We start from the raw sequence: 18566 nt of genomic DNA, 5'->3' as shown, positions 1-18566 counted from the left end.
AGCACCAGCTTAGTGCCTGCGGTGTGAGGCGCGGCGGGCCGCAACGAAAAGCGCCACAGCCCGTGCGGTGGTGACCGGACGGGCCGTGGCGCTTAGCGGAGGAAGTTAGGCCTTCGGGCTGGCTGCGGATTCAACCTTCAGCTTGCCGTCGGCGATGTCCTTCTTGATCTGGTCCAGCTCGGTCTTCAGTTCGGCCGGAACCTGGGCATCCATGTCGTGGAACGGAGCCAGCTGGACGCCGTCGTTCGCGAGGGTGCCGATGTACGGCGCGTTGGTGAACTGGCCGTCCTTGTCCTGCTTGACGACCGCCTCGACGGCCTGGCCCATCTGCTTCATGACGGAGGAGAGCATGATGTCCTTGTAATCCGGTGCCGTGAGGAAGCCGTCCGAGTCAACCCAGATGAGCTTGACGTCCTTGCCGGCTGCCTTGGCTTCCTGCAGGGCCGCGCCCGCACCCTTGCCRACCGGACCGGCGACGGGCATGACGATGTCTGCSCCCTGGTCCAGGAAGTTCTGGGTGAACTGCTTGCCCTTGTCCTGCTTTTCGAAGTCGCCGGTGAAGGAGCCGTCCTGCTTGGCCTTGTCCCAGCCAAGGAGCTTGACGTCCTTGCCCTTCTTTTCGTTGTAGTACTTCACGCCGTCGGCGAAGCCGTCCATGAAGATGGTGACCGTGGGGATCTTGATGCCGCCGAAGGTGGCAACCGTTCCGGTCTTGGTGGTGCCTGCTGCGAGGTAGCCGGCCAGGAACGCGGCCTGGGCGGTGTCGTAGATGATCGGCTTGACGTTGGCGACCGGGGTGTCGTAGCCGAAGTCGATGATGGCGAAGTGCTTGTCCGGGTTCGCGGTGGCCTGGGACTTGGTGGCGTCGCCGAGCAGGAAGCCGACCGTGATGGTCAGGTTGCAGCCGGCGGAGACCATGGCGCGCAGGTTGGGCTCGAAGTCGTTGTTGGTCTTGGACTCGGCCTGGTTCATCTTAAGGCCCAGCTCCGACGTGACCTTCTTCAGCCCCTCGTAGGAGGACTGGTTGAACGACTGGTCATCGAACCCACCCGAGTCGGACACGATGCAGCCCTGGTAGTTGCTGGCGGTGTTGGTGGCGGTGCTGGCCTCCGGGGCAGCGCCGCAGCCGGTCAGCAGGAGTGCRGCCGCGCCYGCGGTGGCAACCCCGGCCATTGATCCGCGCTTAAAGGTGGCACGCAGAGAGTTCTTCAATTTTCCTCCAGGAAGAAAGAGTAGGCGCTACGACGGGAGCTCAATGAGTGTCTGTCTGCGGTGTTCCGCTGAATTCTGTTTTCACTGATGGATTCGCAGCACTGCGCCAAGGCGCACTGATGGATGCTACTTTAGTGGCCTGCGACACGTCCACATAGCGGACTTCACAGCAATTCCCCAGATCGTTGAGAACTTGTTACCTAGTGGTAGCTGGGCCCTCCTGCCAGCGWCCGGCGCACAGACGCCTCCGGCGCCAGTTCCTGCRGGAACTGGCGCCGGAGGCGTCTGTGTTTTAGGCGATGCAGTGTTGCGCCGCTGCGGCTACAGCCGGACCAGCATCTTGCCGGTGTTGGCGCCGTCGAGCAGGTCCATGAAGGCCTGCGGGGCGTTCTCCAGGCCRTCCACCACGGTCTCGTCGTAGCGGACGGTTCCGTCGGCCAGCCAGGCGGACATGGTCTCGACGAAYTCGGCCATGTGCTGCCAGTAGCCGCCGACCAGGAAGCCCTTGAGYGTCAGCTGCTTGCCGATTGCCAGCATGAGGTTCCGCGGCGCCGGGGTRGGCTCGGTCGAGTTGTAYTGGGCGATGGCCCCGCACATGGCCACGCGRCCGCCRACGGTGAGYACGGACAACGCGGCTTCGAGGTGCTCGCCGCCGACGTTGTCGAAGTAGACGTCGATCCCGCGCTCACCGGCGGCCGCGGCGAGCTGTTCCGCGACCGGGCCGTCGTGGTAGTTGAAGGCGGCGTCGAAGCCGAGTTCGAGCAGCCGTGCCACCTTTTCCGGTGAGCCYGCGCTGCCGATGACCCGGGAYGCRCCCATGGCCTTGGCGATCTGCCCSACGAGTGAGCCGACAGCACCTGCGGCGCCGGAGACGAAAACGGCGTCGCCGGCCTTGAATTCAGCGACTTTCAGCAGTCCCGCGTAGGCGGTGAGGCCGGTCATGCCGAGGGCGCCGAGGAATGCCGGGGCAGGGGCCAGATCGGTGCGCGCCGGGGCGGTGGCTGCGGCATCGACGACGGCGTATTCGCGCCAGCCGAGGCTGTGCACGACCGTATCGCCGACGGCGCGCCCTTCGGCCCGGGASGCGATGACTTCGCCGACGGCGCCGCCCTCCATCGCCGCGTCCAGCGCAAACGGCGCSGAGTAGGACTTGACGTCATTCATGCGGCCCCGCATGTACGGGTCTACCGAAATGAAGAGGTTGCGGACCAGGACCTGGCCGTCCTGCAGCTCGGGCAGCGGCGACTCGGCGAGGCGGAAGTTCGCCGGAACCGGGCGGCCGTGCGGGCGGGAGGCAAGCTGGATCTCGCGGGTGGTGACGGGAAGGGTTTCGGTGCTGGCGCTCATGCGGCTACCTCCAGGATTGTGATGTCGACGGTGATGTTGCCRCGGGTGGCGTTGGAGTACGGGCAGACCTGATGGGCTTTGGCCACGAGTGCCTCGGCGGTTTCCCGGTCCAGGGCRGGCAASGCGATCTCGAGYTCGGCGGCGATGCCGAAGCCGGCGCCGTCWTCGAGTGCGCCAAGGTGGACCTTCGCGGCGACCGCGGAGTCCGTCAGGTCGGCGCGCTCCTTGCGTCCGACGAGGCGCAGCGCGGAGTGGAARCACGCGGCATAGCCGGCGGCGAACAGCTGCTCGGGGTTGGTTCCCGCGCCGTCGCCGCCAAGCTCCACCGGGCTGGCCAGGGTGACGCTGAGCTTGCCGTCGTTGCTGACGGCKGTGCCGTCGCGGCCTTCGCCSGAGGCCAGGGCCTCGGCTGTGTAAAGGGTTTTCATGGGTTTCCGTTCTGTCGGCGGGAAGTCTTGGCGGGAAAGTSTTAYGTGGGAGAAAGGTKCGGCGGGGAAAAGCTCAGTGGGAGGCGTGAAGGGCGTTCGTCAGCCGGCMAAGGGTTTCGCGGAGCTGGTCSAGYTCSGCGGCSGWGAGKCCGGCGGCGTCCGCSAGYCKCTGCGGGATGCCGCTGGCTTTCGCGCTCAGGGCGGCCCCGGCGTCGGTCAGGAAAATTTCCACGCGGCGCTCGTCCTCGGCGGACCGGCGGCGCTGGACGAGTCCGAGCGCTTCGAGCCGCTTGAGCAGCGGCGAGAGCGTGCCGGAGTCGAGTCCGAGCTCCTCCCCCAGTTCACGGACACTGCGCGGCTCCGCTTCCCACAGCACCAGCATGRCAAGGTACTGCGGGTAGGTCAGGCCAAGCTCCTCCAGCATGGGCCGGTAGACGGCTGTGGCTGCGCGCGAAGCCGAGTACATCGCAAAGCAGACCTGACGATTCAGGCGGAGGGCTTCCGGGCCGGTCGTCGGGGCCGCTTCTGGCGTGGTCATGGTTCCACCGTACGACATTATTCGATTGTGCACAACTCGATTGTGCACAACTGAATTGTCGATGCCGGATCCCCCGTTGCTTTGCACAGTGACCAACGCCGCGCGCCCGCCGGATTTCCCCATGTTTGGCAGACGCCGACGGCGTGTCGGCAGGCACCGCCGGTGTGTCCCGGCGTCGTGCCGTCAAAGGTGGGGAAAACCCGCGCGCGGCGGCACACGGGACGCTAGCGCCGCGGGTGGCTGCGGCGCCTAGAGGTCGCGGATGGTGCGCAGGGCCGCCGCCGTGAGGACCTGGATGCCCAGGCCAAGCGCCCGCTCGTCAACGATGTAGTCGCCGCGGTGGAGGTCGTACTCTTCCCCGCCGGGMGTCTTGGTGCCGAGGCGCATCATGGCGCCGGGGGTGTCRGCCAGGAACCAGGCGAAGTCTTCCCCGCCCATTGACTGCGGGGTCAGRACCACGGCRCCCTCGCCGATTTCGGCGCGGGCCGCGGCCTCGATCAGCGCGGTCTCATGTTCGGAGTTGACCACCGGCGGCACGCCGCGGGTGTGTTCCAGRTGGACATCGACGCCGTAGGGCTCCGCGATCTGCCGGATGATGTCATCGAGCAGCTCRCCGGCGTCGTGCCAGGCCTCGCGGTCYAGGCACCGCATGGTGCCGGCCATGTAGCCGCTGCCGGGGATGGCGTTCGGKGCCGAGCCTGCGGAGATCTGGCCCCAGACCACCGAGACGCCGCTGCGGACGTCGACGCGGCGSGASAGCACKGCGGGGACGTTGATCGCGATCTGCGCCAGGGCGAAAACCAGTTCTTCGGTCAGGTGGGGGCGTGAAGTGTGCCCGCCGCGGCCGGAGAGCTCGATCTTGATGGTGTCCGAGGCGGAAGTGATGGCCCCGATCCGGGTGCCGACCTTGCCGATCTCGATCCGGGGGTCGCAGTGCAGCGCCAGGATGCGCGGCACGCCTTCCAGGACGCCCTGCTCGATGCAGGAGGTGGCGCCGCCGGGCATGGTTTCCTCGGCCGGCTGGAAGATGATCCGGACCGTCCCCCGCAGYGGGGACACCTCGTTCATGCGCTGSAGGACCAGSGCGATGCCGAGCATGGTGGTGGTGTGGACRTCGTGGCCGCAGGCGTGGGTCACACCGTGGTTCTTCGAGGCGAACTCAAGGCCGGTTTCCTCGATGATGGGCAGRGCGTCGATGTCSCCCCGCAGYGCGGTGGCGATGGGACCCTGTCCGACGTCGACCGTCAGGCCTGTGCCCTCGAGCCGGCGGGGCTTGAGTCCGGCTTCCTCGAGCCGTTTCGCCAGCTTGTCAGTGGTCCTGAACTCCTTGAACGAGAGCTCCGGATGCGCATGGAGGTCGCGGCGGAAAGCGATCAGCTCCGGCAGGAGGGGCTCCAGCCACGGCCCCACGAGAGTCGTGGGCTCAGCTTCAGTCGAGTAGTTGCGCACAGAATCACTCTATCTAGCGGACAAAGAATAGCGGCATCGGGTACGGCGCGTTACGGATTGCTGAACAATTCACAAGCCCTGGTCCGCCCCATTCCCTACAGAACGTCCGTGTCGCCCTTGGCCTTGATGGCRTCCACGGCCTGCTTGACCCGCTGCGAGTGTTCCTTYGTGGTGACCAGCAGGGCATCSGGGGTGTCCACGATCACGACCTCCTTGATGCCGATCAGGGCAATCACCCGCTTGGTGTCCGAGACCACCACGCCGCTGGCGTTCTCGGTGAAGACGCGTGCGCCTTCGCCCAGGACGGTGACCTCGTCGACTTCCTTTGCGCTGTTGAGCCGGCCCACGGAGGCGAAGTCYCCGACGTCGTCCCAGCGGAAGGTGCCGGGAACGACGGCKACGTCGCCGGCGGCCGCCGCGGGTTCTGCCACGGCATAGTCAATGGCGATCTTGGGCAGCGTGGGCCACACCCGGGCCGTGACGGCGTCGCGCTCCGGGGTGTCCCAGGCCTTGGCGATTTCCTGGAGTCCGGCGAAGAGCTCGGGCTGGTTGGCTTCGAGGTGCTTGAGCATCAGCGAGACCGGCGCCACGAACATGCCCGCGTTCCAGACGTAGTCCCCGCTGTCGATGTACTGCTGGGCCACTTCCTCGCTGGGCTTTTCGACGAACTCCACCACGGACTGCGCGCTGGGGGCGTCGGGGATGTTCAGGTTCGCGCCGGAGCGGATGTAGCCGAATCCGGTGGAGGGATGGGTGGGCTTGATRCCGATGGTGACGATCTTCCCGGCGGCCGCGGTGTAGACGGCCTCCCGGACGGCGTCCTGGAAGAGCCCGTCCGGGCTGATGACCTGGTCCGCGGCGAACGAGCCCATGATGGTGTCCGGATCCCGCTCGTGGAGGATGGCCGCGGCGAGGCCGATMGCCGCRCCGGAGTCCTTGGGCTCACTTTCCAGGACGAGGTCCGATTCCAGGACCTCAGGCAGCTGCCGGCAGACGGCGTCACGGTGGGCGGCGCCGGTCACCACCAGCACGTGCGTGCCCGCGACGGGCTGGAGGCGGTCATAGGTCGCSCGCAGYAGCGTGCTGCCCGATCCGGTGAGGTCGTGAAGGAATTTCGGGGCTGCTGCCCGCGACAGGGGCCAAAGGCGGGTCCCCACCCCGCCCGCCGGAATGACCGCCATAAAACGGTCCAGCGGTGAATCCTGGCTTGTCACTTTGTCTGTAGTCATCACCGCTACTTTAGCCGACGGCGGCCGAATCACCCCTGACTTCGCCGGGATCACGCCCTTCAAGCCCCCGCAGGGACGGCCGAATGTGGCGTTCGTCTCAAATCAGACGCAAATCCGCGCCGGCGCCTGTCAACAAGGGGTTCCTAAATTGAATAAGCTGWGAGCGAAGCCTAGATTTAGGCTTGAGCTTACGAGTGCTCTCGCAGCAGGCGTTCCCCCCGCGTGGATCCCATGCCAGCGCCGCTGTGTTGCAGGGAGGTTTATTCAGTGCCGACAAAACCAGCTGGCACCTTGTACCGCGGCCGTGAAGGCATGTGGTCTTGGGTTGGACACCGCATTACCGGTGTAGTGATTTTCTTCTTCTTGTTGGTCCACGTGCTGGACACCTCATTGGTGCGTGTGTCCCCCGAGGCCTACACCGCCGTGATTGGTGCCTACAAGAACCCCCTCATGGCCCTGGGTGAAACGGGCCTTGTCGCAGCGATCGTGTTCCACGCCTTCAACGGCCTGCGGATCATCGCCGTCGACTTCTGGAAGAAGGGCGCCAAGTACCAGCGCCAGATGCTCTGGACGGTCCTGGGTCTCTGGGTCGTCGTCATGGTCGGCTTCTCCATCCGCCACCTGTCCCTCGCACTTGGAGGTCACTAAGCCATGACTGCAACTATTGAATCCCCACGTAGTGGAAAACCCGGTAGCGGAAAACCCGGCAGCGGCAAGATCCAGCCGAAGTACCGCCGCAGCGGTTCCTCGAGGGGCAACTTCGAGATGCTCGCCTGGCTCTTCATGCGCCTCTCCGGYGTKGTGCTGGTTGTGCTGATCTTCGGCCACCTCACCGTTAACCTGCTGGTCGGCGAGGGCATCCACGCGATCGACTTCGGCTTCGTGGCCGGCAAGTGGGCCGACCCGTTCTGGCAGTTCTGGGACYTGGCCATGCTGTGGCTGGCCATGYTGCACGGCACCAACGGCGTCCGCACGATCATCAATGACTAYGCCGAGARGGACGCSACGCGTCTCTGGCTCAAGATTGTGCTCTACGCGGCCACCACGGTCATCATCATCCTGGGCACCCTGGTCATCTTCACGTTCAACCCGTGCCCCGTGGCCAACGGCGTCCAGCTTCCCGGCGGCTTCTGCCCGGCGCCTTAGGGGCACTGGCCGTTAGGCAATGGCCTTAACGGCCMAGGCCGTAACGGCGGAGCCGCCGCGGACCGCTGCCCCCAACGGGCAAGAACCGGCGGTCCGTCACGGCAACTGATCTTGCCTGCCGAGCGCAGGCGCAGATTGCACGAGAATTCACCGGGCAGGCACGTACCTGCCGGTGGGTTATAGCGAATTTTGAGAGAAAGAGCGTCTGGTATGCAGGTCCATAAGTACGACGTCGTGATCGTCGGTGCCGGTGGCGCCGGGATGCGCGCGGCGATCGAATCAGGTCAGCGCGCCCGAACAGCAGTATTGACCAAGCTCTACCCCACCCGGTCCCACACCGGCGCGGCGCAGGGCGGCATGTGTGCGGCCCTGGCCAACGTCGAGGAAGACAACTGGGAGTGGCACACCTTCGACACCATCAAGGGCGGCGACTACCTGGTTGACCAGGACGCTGCAGAGGTCATGGCCAAGGAAGCGATCGACGCCGTCCTGGACCTTGAGAAGATGGGCCTGCCGTTCAACCGCACGCCCGARGGCCGCATTGACCAGCGCCGTTTCGGTGGCCACACCCGCGACCACGGCAAGGCGCCGGTYCGCCGMGCCTGCTACGCCGCGGACCGYACCGGCCACATGATCCTGCAGACCCTGTACCAGAACTGCGTCAAGCACAACGTCGAGTTCTACAACGAGTACTACGTCCTGGACCTGCTGACCGTCGAGGAAGACGCTGTCCGCGAGGAYGGYACSCCGTACAAGCAGAAGCGTGTTGCCGGCGTCGTSTCCTACGACCTCGCCTCCGGYGAGCTGCACGTCTTCCAGGCCAAGTCCGTGGTGTTCGCCTCCGGCGGYGCCGGCAAGGTSTTCAAGACCACCTCCAAYGCSCACACCCTCACCGGTGACGGAATGGGCATCGCGTTCCGTCGCGGCATCCCGCTGGAGGACATGGAGTTCTTCCAGTTCCACCCGACAGGCCTCGCCGGCCTGGGCATCCTGCTCTCCGAGGCMGCCCGCGGCGAAGGAGCCATCCTGCGCAACTCCGAGGGTGAGCGCTTCATGGAGCGCTACGCCCCCACCATCAAGGACCTCGCCCCGCGCGACATCGTGGCCCGCTCCATGGCCAACGAAGTCCGTGAGGGCCGCGGCTGCGGTCCGAACAAGGAYTACGTCCTGTTGGACCTGACGCACCTTGAGCCCGCRCACATCGACGCCAAGCTGCCGGACATCACCGAGTTCGCCCGCACCTACCTGGGTGTGGAGCCGTACACGGAGCCGGTTCCGGTGTTCCCGACGGCGCACTACGCCATGGGCGGCATCCCCACGAACATCAGCGCCGAGGTCCTCCAGGACAACGACACCGTTGTCCCGGGCCTGTACGCCGCCGGCGAGGTCGCCTGCGTCTCCGTCCACGGCTCCAACCGTCTGGGCACCAACTCGCTGCTGGACATCAACGTGTTCGGCAAGCGCGCCGGCATCGCCGCCGCCGAATACGCCAAGACCGCGGACTTCGTGGAGCTCCCGGCGGATCCGGAGGCGTACACGCTGAACCTGCTGGACCACGTCCGCACCTCCGACGGCACCGAGAAGGTCGCTGCGATCCGCAAGGAACTGCAGGACACCATGGACGCTAACATGCAGGTGTTCCGCACGGCAGAGACGCTGAACCAGGTCCTGAMGGACATCGCGTCCTTCGAGGAGCGGTACCAGCGCATCAGCGTCCAGGACAAGGGCAAGCGCTTCAACCTGGACCTGCTCGAGGCCGTGGARCTGGGCTTCCTGCTGGAACTGGCCAAGGTCATGACCGTGGCGGCCCTGCACCGCGAGGAATCCCGCGGCGGMCACTTCCGCGAGGACTTCCCCGAGCGCGACGACGAGAAATTCATGAAGCACTCCATGGCGTACAAGGATGAGCATGCTCCGGCGGATGGTTCTGCCGAGGCCATTGCCGGCATCCGGCTTGCCACCAAACCGGTGGTCTTTACGCGCTACGAGCCGATGGTGAGGAAGTACTAAGATGAGCGCTGAACTCGCTGAGCCAGCATCCAAGATCGAACTGCCCGCCGGCGTCGGCGGGGGCGGGGAAATCCCGTCCTTCGACGTCACGCTGCGCGTGCGCCGCTACAACCCYGAGGTCTCCGAGGAYGCCACGTGGGATGACTTCAARGTCACCATGTACGGCACCGACCGCGTCCTGGACGCCCTGCACAAGATCAAGTGGGAGATGGACGGCAGCGTCTCCTTCCGCCGCTCCTGCGCCCACGGCGTCTGCGGCTCCGATGCCATGCGCATCAACGGCCGCAACCGCCTCGCCTGCAAGACCCTGCTGAAGGACCTGGACACCTCCAAGCCCATCACGGTCGAGCCGATCAAGGGCCTGCCGGTCGAGAAGGACCTGATCGTGGATATGGAGCCGTTCTTCCAGTCCTTCCGCGARGTCATGCCCTTCCTGATCAACCGCGGCCACGAGCCCACYAAGGAACGCCTGCAGTCCGCCGAGGACCGCGAACGCTTCGATGACACCACCAAGTGCATCCTGTGCGCCGCGTGCACCTCCTCCTGCCCGGTGTTCTGGACCGACGGGCAGTACTTCGGCCCGGCGGCGATCGTCAACGCGCACCGCTTCATCTTCGATTCCCGCGATGAYGCSGGCGACATGCGCCTGGAGATCCTCAACGACAAGGAAGGCGTGTGGCGYTGCCGYACCACCTTCAACTGCTCCGAAGCATGCCCGCGCGGCATCCAGGTCACKCAGGCAATCGCCGAGGTCAAGCAGGCGATCCTCGCCCGCAAGATCTAGCGACGGTTCCACGGGCCTTCAGGTCCGGAAATACCTTCTGTAATTTACGACGACGGCGCCTCTCACCTCACGGGTGGGGGCGCCGTCGTCGTCTTCCCGCCCAACACGAAAGGGGACACCGTGTCCCGCTCAGAAAAAGTGACTTTCMAGGGTTCCACCGGSGAACTCCTCTCCGGCATTGTGGACGTGCCGGAGGGCCCGGTGAAGGGCTGGGGYGTGTTCTCCCACGGCTTCACGCTCGGCAAGGACAGCCCGTCGGCGTCACGGATGTGCAAGGCCCTGGCGGACAACGGCGTGGGCATGCTCCGGTTCGACAACCTGGGSCTCGGCGAGTCCGCGGGGCTGTGGTCGGAGGGGTCCTTCAGCCACAAGGTGGCCGACACCGTCAAGGCCGCCGGGTTCATGCGGGACTCGCAGCGGCGGGTGTCCTTGCTGGTGGGCCACTCRTTCGGCGGCGCSGCSGTCCTGTCCGCGGCACGGCAGATCCCTGAGCTCAAGGCCGTGGCCACGGTGGGTGCCCCSTTCTCCCCCAAGCACGTCGCCCACGTCTTTGACGCGGCGCTGGACCGGATCCTGAGCGAGGGAAGCGCCGAGGTGGACCTGGGCGGGAAGAGGGTGGAGATCCGGCGSCACTTCGTCGAGGACCTCGARAACGCGGACCTGACGGACTGCATCCACCGGCTCCACAAGCCGCTCATGGTGCTGCACTCCCCCACCGACAACACGGTGGGCATCGAAAATGCCAGCACCATCTTCCAGACCGCACGCCATCCCCGCAGCTTCGTCTCGCTCGAGGGCAGCGACCACCTCCTGACGGGCAAGGGCCAGGCGGCCCGTGCCGCGAAGATTATTTCGGCGTGGGCCGACCAGTACCTCGACGCCTGAACGCGGCCGACAGCGGCCGCCGGCGGGCCCTGTGCTCCACCGGTGTCTTGCCCGGCTGGACCCGCCGGGCGCCCCAGCCGGTGGTCGCGGTGGCGGGTCCGGCCTTGAGGTCCTCTTCCCGGATCGCCACCCACGCGGCGCAGATCACGTAGACCTGGCTGACCAGGTTGAACCAGATCAGCAGGCCAATGATGATGGCGAAGGGCGCCAGGATGGGGTTCTTGCCCGCACTGGCCAGCAGCTGGGTGCTGAAGATCTGCAGGATGGTGGTGCCCACTGCGGCGAGGGTTGTCCCTTCCAGCAGGGAGCGCCGGGCMGGTTTCAGGCCCGCGGCCACCCGGTACATGATCAGGGCGGTACCCCAGCCGAGCAGCAGCGGCACGAGGATAGTGATCGAGGTCGTCATCGGCCCGGCCAGCACGGGATCGAGTTCCAGCTGCTSGGTCACCCATCCCGCGGCCGTACCGAATATCAGCGAGGCCGCGGCGCTGACCACCAGGGCCACCCCCATYAGCAGCAGCGTGCCGACGTCCTTGAGTATCTGCAGGATCGGATTCATCACCAGGGGGCCGAGCTGCATCATGCCCCGCATACCGTCGCGAATGCCRCTGATCCAGCCCAGGGACGTAAAGACCGTCACCACGGCCGCGATCCCGGCGGCCCAGCCCAGGCTGGCTGGGTTCAGGAGCTGATAGGGGTCAACCAGKCCYTCGCTGCCGTCGACCTGCAGCAGCCCGGGCGCGGCGGCGTCCACGCTCTTGATAATCGTCTCCAGCAGGGCCGGATGTCCGCTGAGGACGAGSCCGGCMAGGGAGAGTCCGGTGGCCAGGAGGCCCGTGATGGAGAAAAACATCCTGAACCCGATKCCCGCGCTCAGCAGCGGGCCGCGCTGGCGCAGGTAGTGCAGGTACGCGCGCATCGGCAGCAGGGCGTTGACCCGGGCCAGCAGCCACGCCACCATGGCCATCAGCGAGGCGATCCATCCGCCCCCGGAGCGCCGGGTCCTGCCCCACTCGACCCGCTTGCGGATGACTTCCAGTTTCAGCCCGGCCAGATCGGTGGGGAGCGGCGGCTCAGCGGGCGTTTGCGGTGCCGTCCGGGCCTCTGTCGTGGTCAGGTTTGGTCCCAAAGTCAAGCTCTTCCCGTAGCTGCCAGATGCCGTTGTCATCGTGCTCGTAAAGTCCCATGCTAGCCACAGGGAACGTGGCCCTGTAGTCCTTGAGGGCCGTTTCGGCCTCATCGAGGCTTTCCGGGGCGACRTCGTGGGCCACGGTGACGTGCGGATGGTAGGCGAAGGGCAACTCCCGCTCCAGCGGGCCGGACTGCAGCTGGCGGTGCAGGTTCACGCAGTCCCCGAARCCGTCCTCGACGTTCAGGAACACCACCGGGGACACGGGCCGGAATGACCCGGTCCCCGCGATGGTGATCGTGAACGGCTGCTGKCCGCGTGCCACGTCCCKGACATGGTTACAGGTCGCCTCCCAGTCCTGCGTCATCGTCGTGGTCACCAGCGTGATGTGGGCCGGRACGACGGCGGCCATGGGGTCACCGAAGGATGCCCGCCAKCGCTGGAGCTCCTCAGCGATGTCCGCCGGGAAGCTCAGGATCACACCGATGCTGATGCCTTCGCTGCGTGCCTGCCCGTTCGACGCGGCGACTTTGGCGGTGACTTTGCTGACGGAGGACATTGACCTAGCGGACTCCCTGGGCGCCGGCGTAGGGCAGGAAACCCACCTTGGCGTAGACGTCGCGCAGAGTGAGCGAGGCAATCTCCCGGGCCTTGTCCGCGCCSAGGGCCAGGAGCCGGTCCAGCTCCGCGGGGTCGTTCAGCAGCTCGTTGGCCCGGTTCCGGATCGGAGTCAGGTGCTCGGTGACYACCTCGGCCAGGTYCACCTTGAGGTGGCCGTACATCTTGCCCTCATACGCGGTGACCAGGGCGTCAACGCTTTGCCCGGTAATGGCCGAGTARATGGTCAGCAGGTTGGAGACGCCCGGCTTGGTTTCGCGGTCRAACCGGATTTCCGTYTCGGCATCCGTCACGGCCGACTTGATCCGCTTGGCSGTGACCTTGGGATCGTCCAGCAGGTTGATCAGGCCTGCCGGGGATTCCGCGGACTTGGACATCTTCGCGGTGGGATGCTGCAGGTCGTAGATCTTGGCGGATTCCTTCTGGATGAAGGGCTGCGGGACCGTGAAGGTGTGGCCGAAGCGGGTGTTGAACCGCTGGGCCAGGTCGCGGCTGAGTTCCACGTGCTGGCGCTGGTCCTCGCCCACRGGKACGCCGTGCGGCTGGTACAGGAGGATGTCCGCGGCCTGCAGGATGGGGTAGGTGAACAGYCCCACGCTGGCGTGGTCTGAGCCCTGTTTGTGGGCCTTGTCCTTGAACTGGGTCATCCGCGATGCCTCGCCGAATCCGGTGATGCAGTTCAGCACCCAGGCCAGCTGGGCGTGCTCGGGCACCTGGGACTGGACGAACAGCGTGCACTTGTCCACGTCCACGCCGCCGGCAATGTACTGMGCRGCCGTGACCCGGGTGCGGTGGGCCAGYTCGGCGGGATCCTGCGGAACGGTGATCGCGTGCAGGTCCGGGATGAAGAAGACGGCGTCGTACTCGTCCTGCATCCGGACCCAGTTCACGAGCGCSCCGAGGTAGTTGCCCAGGTGCAGGGAGTCGGCGGAGGGCTGCATGCCGGAGAGGATGCGGTGCCGGGCGGCGGTGGCCGTGCCGGYCGTGGGGGCGGCCGCGAGGACGGCGTCMGGGACGGTGCCGGCGTCGGCGGCCGCGCCTGTGGTCGCGGTGGAAGGAGAGGTCATTCGTGGAAGCCTTACAACTAGAGCCGGTAGTCCACTACCAGCGGGGCGTGGTCGGAGAAGCGGGTGTCCCAGGACGCTGCCCGGTCAACAACGGCKGACACTGCGGCYGCAGCGAGAGCGGGCGTGGCCATGTGGTAATCGATRCGCCAGCCGGTGTCRTTGTCGAAGGCCTGGCCCCGTTGCGACCACCAAGTGTAGGGGCCGTCGACGTTACCCGCCAGGCCCCTGTGAACATCCTTCCAGCCGATTTCCTCGCCGAAGAAGCGGTCGAAATAGGCCCTCTCCTCCGGCAGGAACCCGGCACGTTTGACGTTGCCCTTCCAGTTCCTGATGTCCAGTTCCGTGTGGCCGACGTTGAGGTCGCCCACCACCAGGGCGTGGTCACTGTGCTTGGCGAGTTCAGGCAGGCGCGTGGTCATGACATCCAGGAAACGGAACTTGTCGTCCTGTTTGGGGGTGCCGGCCTCGCCCGAGTGCACATAGGCGCTGACAACGGACAGCTGCGAGGCCTGCCCGGCAGCRTCCCGGACGATGTARTCGGCCTCGACCCAGCGACCGGCTGTRGCGAAGAAGTCATCCCCGATCCCCACCCGGGTGGCAAGGGGCTCTTCGCGGGAGGCGATGGCGACGCCGGCCCGGCCCTTGGCCTCGGCCTCTGCGTGCAGGATRTACCAGCCCTCGCCGAGCAGTTCCTCGACGATCGCGTCAGGCGCGCGCACCTCCTGGAGGCACAGGATGTCCACCTCGCGGGGCTCAAGCCACTCCGCCATGCCCTTCTTGTAGGCGGCACGCAGGCCGTTGACGTTGACTGAYGCGATGCGAAGGTGGTCCTTCTTCAATGCCGAGCTCACCCGATCCACTCTAGTCGATGATGGTTCCGCTAACGGGTGCGTCGTCGCCGCCCGAGGATTTGATCATGTCCCGCGCATTGGTGGCGGTGATCTCAATGGTTTCCAGGGCGCGGCGGATCGTGTCGGGATCCGCGGCGTCRCCCTTYTCGCGCTCCTGCTCGACGACGCGGACCTGGACCTGGACGATCTTGAAGGARTGGTCCAGCTTCATGTCCCGGACGCCGTCCGATTCGCGGCGTTCGCTGACCASGCGGGTGCCGCCGTGGTCAGCGCTGCCGGCGGCCGGCGGCCGGCCGGTGGCGGCGTTGAAGGCGTTCTGGGCCTCGTTGAGCCTGGCGCCGGCTTTTTTGGCGGCCTTCTGGATGCTGAACACGACRAAGGAYGCCAGSACCAGCCAGAAGCCGGCGATGATCGCCACGATCCAGCCCACGACCTCGTTCTGGTTGGCCGCGAAGATGACGGCCACCACGAACGCGATGATCAAGACCAGCAACCCCGGCCCGCTGATGCGGAACATGGAGAACCGGCCCCTGGCCGTGGAGTCGTTGGACATTGACGCGGAGTYACCCAGAGATTGCATGAGCCCATTATCGCAAACGGGGCCGGCCGCCCGGTGCGCTTCCACCCCGGGCGAACGCCGCCCCASCTTGGGACAGACCCGGCAAGCCAGGTCACAACCGCGTCTAGGTAAGAACCAGGCAGAAGGGGTGGCCGCTGGGGTCCGTGTAGACCCGGAAGGTCTTCGAACCGGCATTCAGGCGTGCCGCGCCGAGGCGGARCACCTCGGCTTCGGCGGCCTCGAGGTCCTCGACGAGTACATCCACGTGCATCTGCTGCGGGTGCTCGGCGTCGGGCCACTGCGGACGGACCAGCCGTTCGACGCGCTGGAAGTCCACGCCSGGCCGGCCGGTGGCGTCGCCGATCGAWATCCAGTCCTCGTGCTCCTGGATCCGGTCCAAGCCCAGCAGCTCCTGRTAGAAGGCCGCCAGGRTGTCCGGGTCCTCACAGTCGATGACGAGGGATTGCCATTTGCCGATCATGGGTTCTCCTTTTGTCGAAGGATSGCYTGGAAGGATCCCTACTTGAGGAACAGTTTGCGCAGCCGGCTCGTGGTGAGCAGGACGCCGAGGGCGATCATCACGAGGTAGTAGCCGATGTGCACGGCCGTGGCCGGGGTGAARACGCCCACRCTGATCTGGCGCAGCAGTTCCACGCCGTGCCAYAGGGGCATGGCCTGGATGAGCCACTGGATGGACTGCGGGTAGACGCTGAGCGGGTAGAACGTGGCGCTGAAGAGGAACATCGGCAGCATCACGAAGTTGATCCAGTCCATCTGCTGGAAGGTCTTCATGAAGCTCGTGATCCCCATGCCGAAGCTCGCGAAGCCGAAGGCAATGAGCACCGAGGCCGGGATCATCAGGATGGCCCACGGCGTGGTGATCAGCCCCATCACGCCCATGACGGCCGTGAAGCCGGTCGCGTACATGGCCCCGCGCAGCAGGGCCAGGAAGATCTCCCCCATGGCGACATCCAGCGGCCCCAGCGAGGTGTAGAGCATGCCCTGGTAGAGCTTGGCGAAGTTCATCTTGAAGAAGACGTTCCAGGTGGAGTCATAGACGGCGCCGTTCATGGCGGAAACGGCCAGCAGCGCCGGAGCGATGTAYGCGGCGTAGCTGATCTCCTGCCCGCCCGGGCCCTGGACGGAACCGACGATGGCGCCCAGGCCCACGCCCATGGAGATCAGGTACAGCACSGGTTCGAAAAACCCGGAGACCATGACCATCCAGTTGCTGCTCTTGGTCGCCATGAGCCCGCGGGCCACGACGGCGCGGACGTTGCGGGAGTAGATGGGCCCGAAGCGCCGGCGGCGCGCCGCGTCGGTGACGCTGTGGTCGCCCGCGTTGAAACTTCCGGTCAGYACGCTCATGAGGCCATCCTTTTGGCGAACTGGCGCTTGGTCAGGATCCAGCCGACGGCCGCCWGGCCCAGCAGGAACAGGAGGTGGACGATGGTGAGCCACGGCGGTTCCTCGTAGCCGTAGCTGACCACGCGGCCCAGTTCCGTGCCGTGCCAGATCGGTGAGATCCAGCCGATCCAGCGGACGCCGAGCGGGAGCGTGTCCAGGGGGAAGAACGTGCCGGAGAAGAGGAACAGCGGCATGACAATGAACCGCATGACCATGGCGAACTGGCCCTTGTCCTCCTTGATGGTGGCCGCGTAGGCCATGAGCGGCAGGCCGAAGGACAGGCCGGCGAGGGTGGCGATGAGGATCGATACCCAGCCCCAGGCGCCGGGCGAGGCCCCGAACAGCGCGACGACGGCGAAGTAGATGGCCGACTGCAGCAGGAARCGGACGGTCACGGCGATGACCTGGCCGCCTGCGATCTGTTCCGGCGTCAGCGGCGAGGCRTGCGGGCCGTAGTAGACGCGCCGCCATTTGAAGCCGTCCATGACGGGAAACGTGAACTCGTTGGCGGCYGTCATGACGGCGGCCGAGATCAGCAGGGCCGGCGCKATGAACGTCAGGTAGCTGACCCCGCCGAACACGCCGGCGCCGTTGGCCTGGACCAGCGTGGCCAGGCCAACGCCCATCGCGAACAGGTAGGCCACCGGCTGTCCCACGCCRTACATGACGATGGTCCAGCCGTAGCCCTTCATGACGCGCAGGACCTGTTCGGCGTAGTAGAAGGCACCCCACTTCCGGGCCCGTGCCGCCGAGATTTCCGGCGAGTGCGCGCGCAGKGCMGGCGCCGCCGTCGTGCCTGCCGCCTGCGGTGCMGGMGTTACGTTAGTCAACGAGGCTCCTGCCGGTCAGGCGCAGGAAGACGTCTTCGAGCGAGGAGCGGCGGACCAGGGACGTGACCGGCCGCAGGCCGCGGGCGGTGACCTGCTCCAGGGCGGCCTCGCCGTCGTGGGCGTAGATGAGCACCCGGTCCGGCAGGGTCTCCAGGCGTTCGCCGATGCCCTCGAGCTCCGCGCCCACGCTGGCGTTGCGCTCCGAGCCGAAGCGCAGTTCAAGGACCTCCCGGGTGGAGTATTCGCGGATCAGGCTGGCCGGAGACCCCTCGGCCATGATCTTGCCCTTGTCCACCACGATCAGGCGGTCGCAGAGCTGTTCGGCCTCGTCCATGTAGTGCGTGGTGAGGATCAGGGTGACGCCCTGTTCCTTGAGCCGGAACAGCCGGTCCCAGAGGATGTGCCGTGCCTGCGGGTCCAGGCCCGTCGTCGGCTCGTCCAGCAGCAGGATCCGGGGCTCGTTGATCAGCGAGCGGGCGATTGTCAGGCGGCGCTTCATGCCCCCGGACAGGGCGTCGACCTTGGACTTGGCTTTGTCGGTGAGCTGGGCGAATTCCAGCAGCTCGTCGGCCTTGGGCTTGAGGTAGCTCATGGGCAGGCCGAAGTAGCGGCCGTAGACCAGCAGGTTGTCCCGGACCTTCAGTTCCTCGTCCAGGTTGTCCTGCTGCGGCACCACGCCCAGGTGGGCGCGGACTTCCGGACCGTGCTGTTCGGGATCCAGGCCCATGATGCTCAGGCTGCCGGAGGTGCGCTGSGAGACCCCGCCGATCATCTTCATCGTGGTKGACTTGCCGGCGCCATTGGGRCCCAGCAGGCCGAAGGCTTCCCCGGCAGGGACGCGGAAGGAGATGCCGTCCACGGCGGTGACATCGCCGTAGCGTTTGGTGAGGTTCTCGGCGGTGATGACGTACTGCGGAGGGGCATCTGAKGGGCCGCTCACGCGCGATTCTTTCGAGACAAGTTCGGACACCCGCACCACGGTAGTGGATACCCGCAAACTATGAAAGAGTCTTTTCGTAAAATCTCCGGATGTATCCGYTCCGTTATGCCTTTAACGGCACAGGGCACCTGCTTCGC

General features: G+C 66.2%; 20 protein-coding genes. 5 read left to right on the top strand and 15 right to left on the bottom strand.

Features of this window, described 5'->3' with window-relative positions; all coding sequences use genetic code 11:
* Positions 1-105: 105 nt before the first annotated feature.
* The 6 genes from AC1DEY_RS14695 to AC1DEY_RS14670 all read right to left on the bottom strand — a co-directional run bounded on the left by AC1DEY_RS14695 (position 106) and on the right by AC1DEY_RS14670 (position 6203).
* The gene (locus tag AC1DEY_RS14695) at positions 106-1212 is read right to left on the bottom strand and encodes a BMP family lipoprotein (protein ID WP_441410259.1); all 1107 of its coding nucleotides are present in this window, start codon (positions 1210-1212) and stop codon (positions 106-108) included.
* 321 nt (positions 1213-1533) lie between these two features.
* The gene (locus AC1DEY_RS14690; protein ID WP_476868577.1) at positions 1534-2559 is read right to left on the bottom strand and encodes an NADP-dependent oxidoreductase; all 1026 of its coding nucleotides are present in this window, start codon (positions 2557-2559) and stop codon (positions 1534-1536) included.
* Positions 2556-2987, bottom strand: a complete 432-nt coding sequence (locus AC1DEY_RS14685) for an organic hydroperoxide resistance protein (RefSeq protein WP_476868576.1) — start codon at positions 2985-2987, stop codon at positions 2556-2558. The genes AC1DEY_RS14690 and AC1DEY_RS14685 overlap by 4 nt, the downstream gene beginning before the upstream one ends.
* Before the next feature lie 73 nt (positions 2988-3060).
* Positions 3061-3525 carry a MarR family winged helix-turn-helix transcriptional regulator gene (locus tag AC1DEY_RS14680; RefSeq protein ID WP_476868575.1) on the bottom strand — a complete coding sequence of 155 codons (465 nt, stop codon included), beginning with the start codon at positions 3523-3525 and terminating at the stop codon, positions 3061-3063.
* A 249-nt stretch (positions 3526-3774) separates the two neighbouring features.
* On the bottom strand, positions 3775-4974 hold the full coding sequence (locus AC1DEY_RS14675; protein WP_441410255.1) for an amidohydrolase: 1200 nt from the start codon (positions 4972-4974) through the stop codon (positions 3775-3777).
* A 95-nt stretch (positions 4975-5069) separates the two neighbouring features.
* Positions 5070-6203, bottom strand: coding sequence for a mannose-1-phosphate guanylyltransferase (locus AC1DEY_RS14670; RefSeq protein WP_476868574.1), 1134 nt, complete (start codon positions 6201-6203; stop codon positions 5070-5072).
* 267 nt (positions 6204-6470) lie between these two features.
* On the opposite strand from AC1DEY_RS14670, the gene sdhC reads away from it, so the two are divergent.
* The 5 genes from sdhC to AC1DEY_RS14645 all read left to right on the top strand — a co-directional run bounded on the left by sdhC (position 6471) and on the right by AC1DEY_RS14645 (position 11028).
* Entirely contained in the window at positions 6471-6851 is a 381-nt protein-coding gene (gene sdhC / locus AC1DEY_RS14665) for a succinate dehydrogenase, cytochrome b556 subunit (protein WP_079553238.1), read from the top strand.
* A 3-nt stretch (positions 6852-6854) separates the two neighbouring features.
* Complete coding sequence (locus AC1DEY_RS14660) at positions 6855-7349, top strand: succinate dehydrogenase hydrophobic membrane anchor subunit (RefSeq protein WP_476868573.1); 495 nt, start codon at positions 6855-6857, stop codon at positions 7347-7349.
* 210 nt (positions 7350-7559) lie between these two features.
* Positions 7560-9359 carry a succinate dehydrogenase flavoprotein subunit gene (sdhA, locus tag AC1DEY_RS14655; protein ID WP_476868572.1) on the top strand — a complete coding sequence of 600 codons (1800 nt, stop codon included), beginning with the start codon at positions 7560-7562 and terminating at the stop codon, positions 9357-9359.
* A gap of 1 nt (position 9360) precedes the next feature.
* Positions 9361-10143: a succinate dehydrogenase iron-sulfur subunit gene (locus tag AC1DEY_RS14650; RefSeq protein WP_441410251.1), complete on the top strand. Its 783-nt coding sequence runs from the start codon at positions 9361-9363 to the stop codon at positions 10141-10143.
* A 120-nt stretch (positions 10144-10263) separates the two neighbouring features.
* The gene (locus AC1DEY_RS14645) at positions 10264-11028 is read left to right on the top strand and encodes an alpha/beta hydrolase family protein (protein ID WP_476868571.1); all 765 of its coding nucleotides are present in this window, start codon (positions 10264-10266) and stop codon (positions 11026-11028) included.
* Here AC1DEY_RS14645 and AC1DEY_RS14640 read toward each other — a convergent pair.
* The 9 genes from AC1DEY_RS14640 to AC1DEY_RS14600 form a co-directional block, all read right to left on the bottom strand.
* On the bottom strand, positions 10991-12157 hold the full coding sequence (locus tag AC1DEY_RS14640) for a YihY/virulence factor BrkB family protein (protein ID WP_476868587.1): 1167 nt from the start codon (positions 12155-12157) through the stop codon (positions 10991-10993). The genes AC1DEY_RS14645 and AC1DEY_RS14640 overlap by 38 nt on opposite strands.
* Positions 12102-12716 carry a 2'-5' RNA ligase family protein gene (locus AC1DEY_RS14635; protein WP_476868570.1) on the bottom strand — a complete coding sequence of 205 codons (615 nt, stop codon included), beginning with the start codon at positions 12714-12716 and terminating at the stop codon, positions 12102-12104. Before AC1DEY_RS14635 ends, AC1DEY_RS14640 begins: the two co-directional genes overlap by 56 nt.
* Before the next feature lie 4 nt (positions 12717-12720).
* The gene (gene trpS, locus AC1DEY_RS14630) at positions 12721-13842 is read right to left on the bottom strand and encodes a tryptophan--tRNA ligase (protein ID WP_476868569.1); all 1122 of its coding nucleotides are present in this window, start codon (positions 13840-13842) and stop codon (positions 12721-12723) included.
* A 17-nt stretch (positions 13843-13859) separates the two neighbouring features.
* Entirely contained in the window at positions 13860-14693 is an 834-nt protein-coding gene (locus AC1DEY_RS14625) for an exodeoxyribonuclease III (protein ID WP_441410247.1), read from the bottom strand.
* 10 nt (positions 14694-14703) lie between these two features.
* Positions 14704-15273 (bottom strand): hypothetical protein, encoded by a 570-nt coding sequence (locus AC1DEY_RS14620; protein WP_476868568.1) that lies wholly within the window; start codon positions 15271-15273, stop codon positions 14704-14706.
* 103 nt (positions 15274-15376) lie between these two features.
* Positions 15377-15733, bottom strand: coding sequence for a VOC family protein (locus AC1DEY_RS14615; RefSeq protein WP_476868567.1), 357 nt, complete (start codon positions 15731-15733; stop codon positions 15377-15379).
* A gap of 38 nt (positions 15734-15771) precedes the next feature.
* The gene (locus AC1DEY_RS14610) at positions 15772-16620 is read right to left on the bottom strand and encodes an ABC transporter permease (protein ID WP_476868566.1); all 849 of its coding nucleotides are present in this window, start codon (positions 16618-16620) and stop codon (positions 15772-15774) included.
* On the bottom strand, positions 16617-17489 hold the full coding sequence (locus AC1DEY_RS14605; protein WP_476868565.1) for an ABC transporter permease: 873 nt from the start codon (positions 17487-17489) through the stop codon (positions 16617-16619). The genes AC1DEY_RS14610 and AC1DEY_RS14605 overlap by 4 nt, the downstream gene beginning before the upstream one ends.
* Positions 17482-18429, bottom strand: coding sequence for an ABC transporter ATP-binding protein (locus AC1DEY_RS14600; protein ID WP_441410243.1), 948 nt, complete (start codon positions 18427-18429; stop codon positions 17482-17484). The genes AC1DEY_RS14605 and AC1DEY_RS14600 overlap by 8 nt, the downstream gene beginning before the upstream one ends.
* Positions 18430-18566 lie beyond the last annotated feature (137 nt).

It is taken from the genome of Arthrobacter sp. 05T47, from assembly GCF_056395825.1.
The sequence above is the reverse complement of the archived record's forward strand: the minus strand, read 5'-3'. Positions and strand labels throughout refer to the sequence as shown.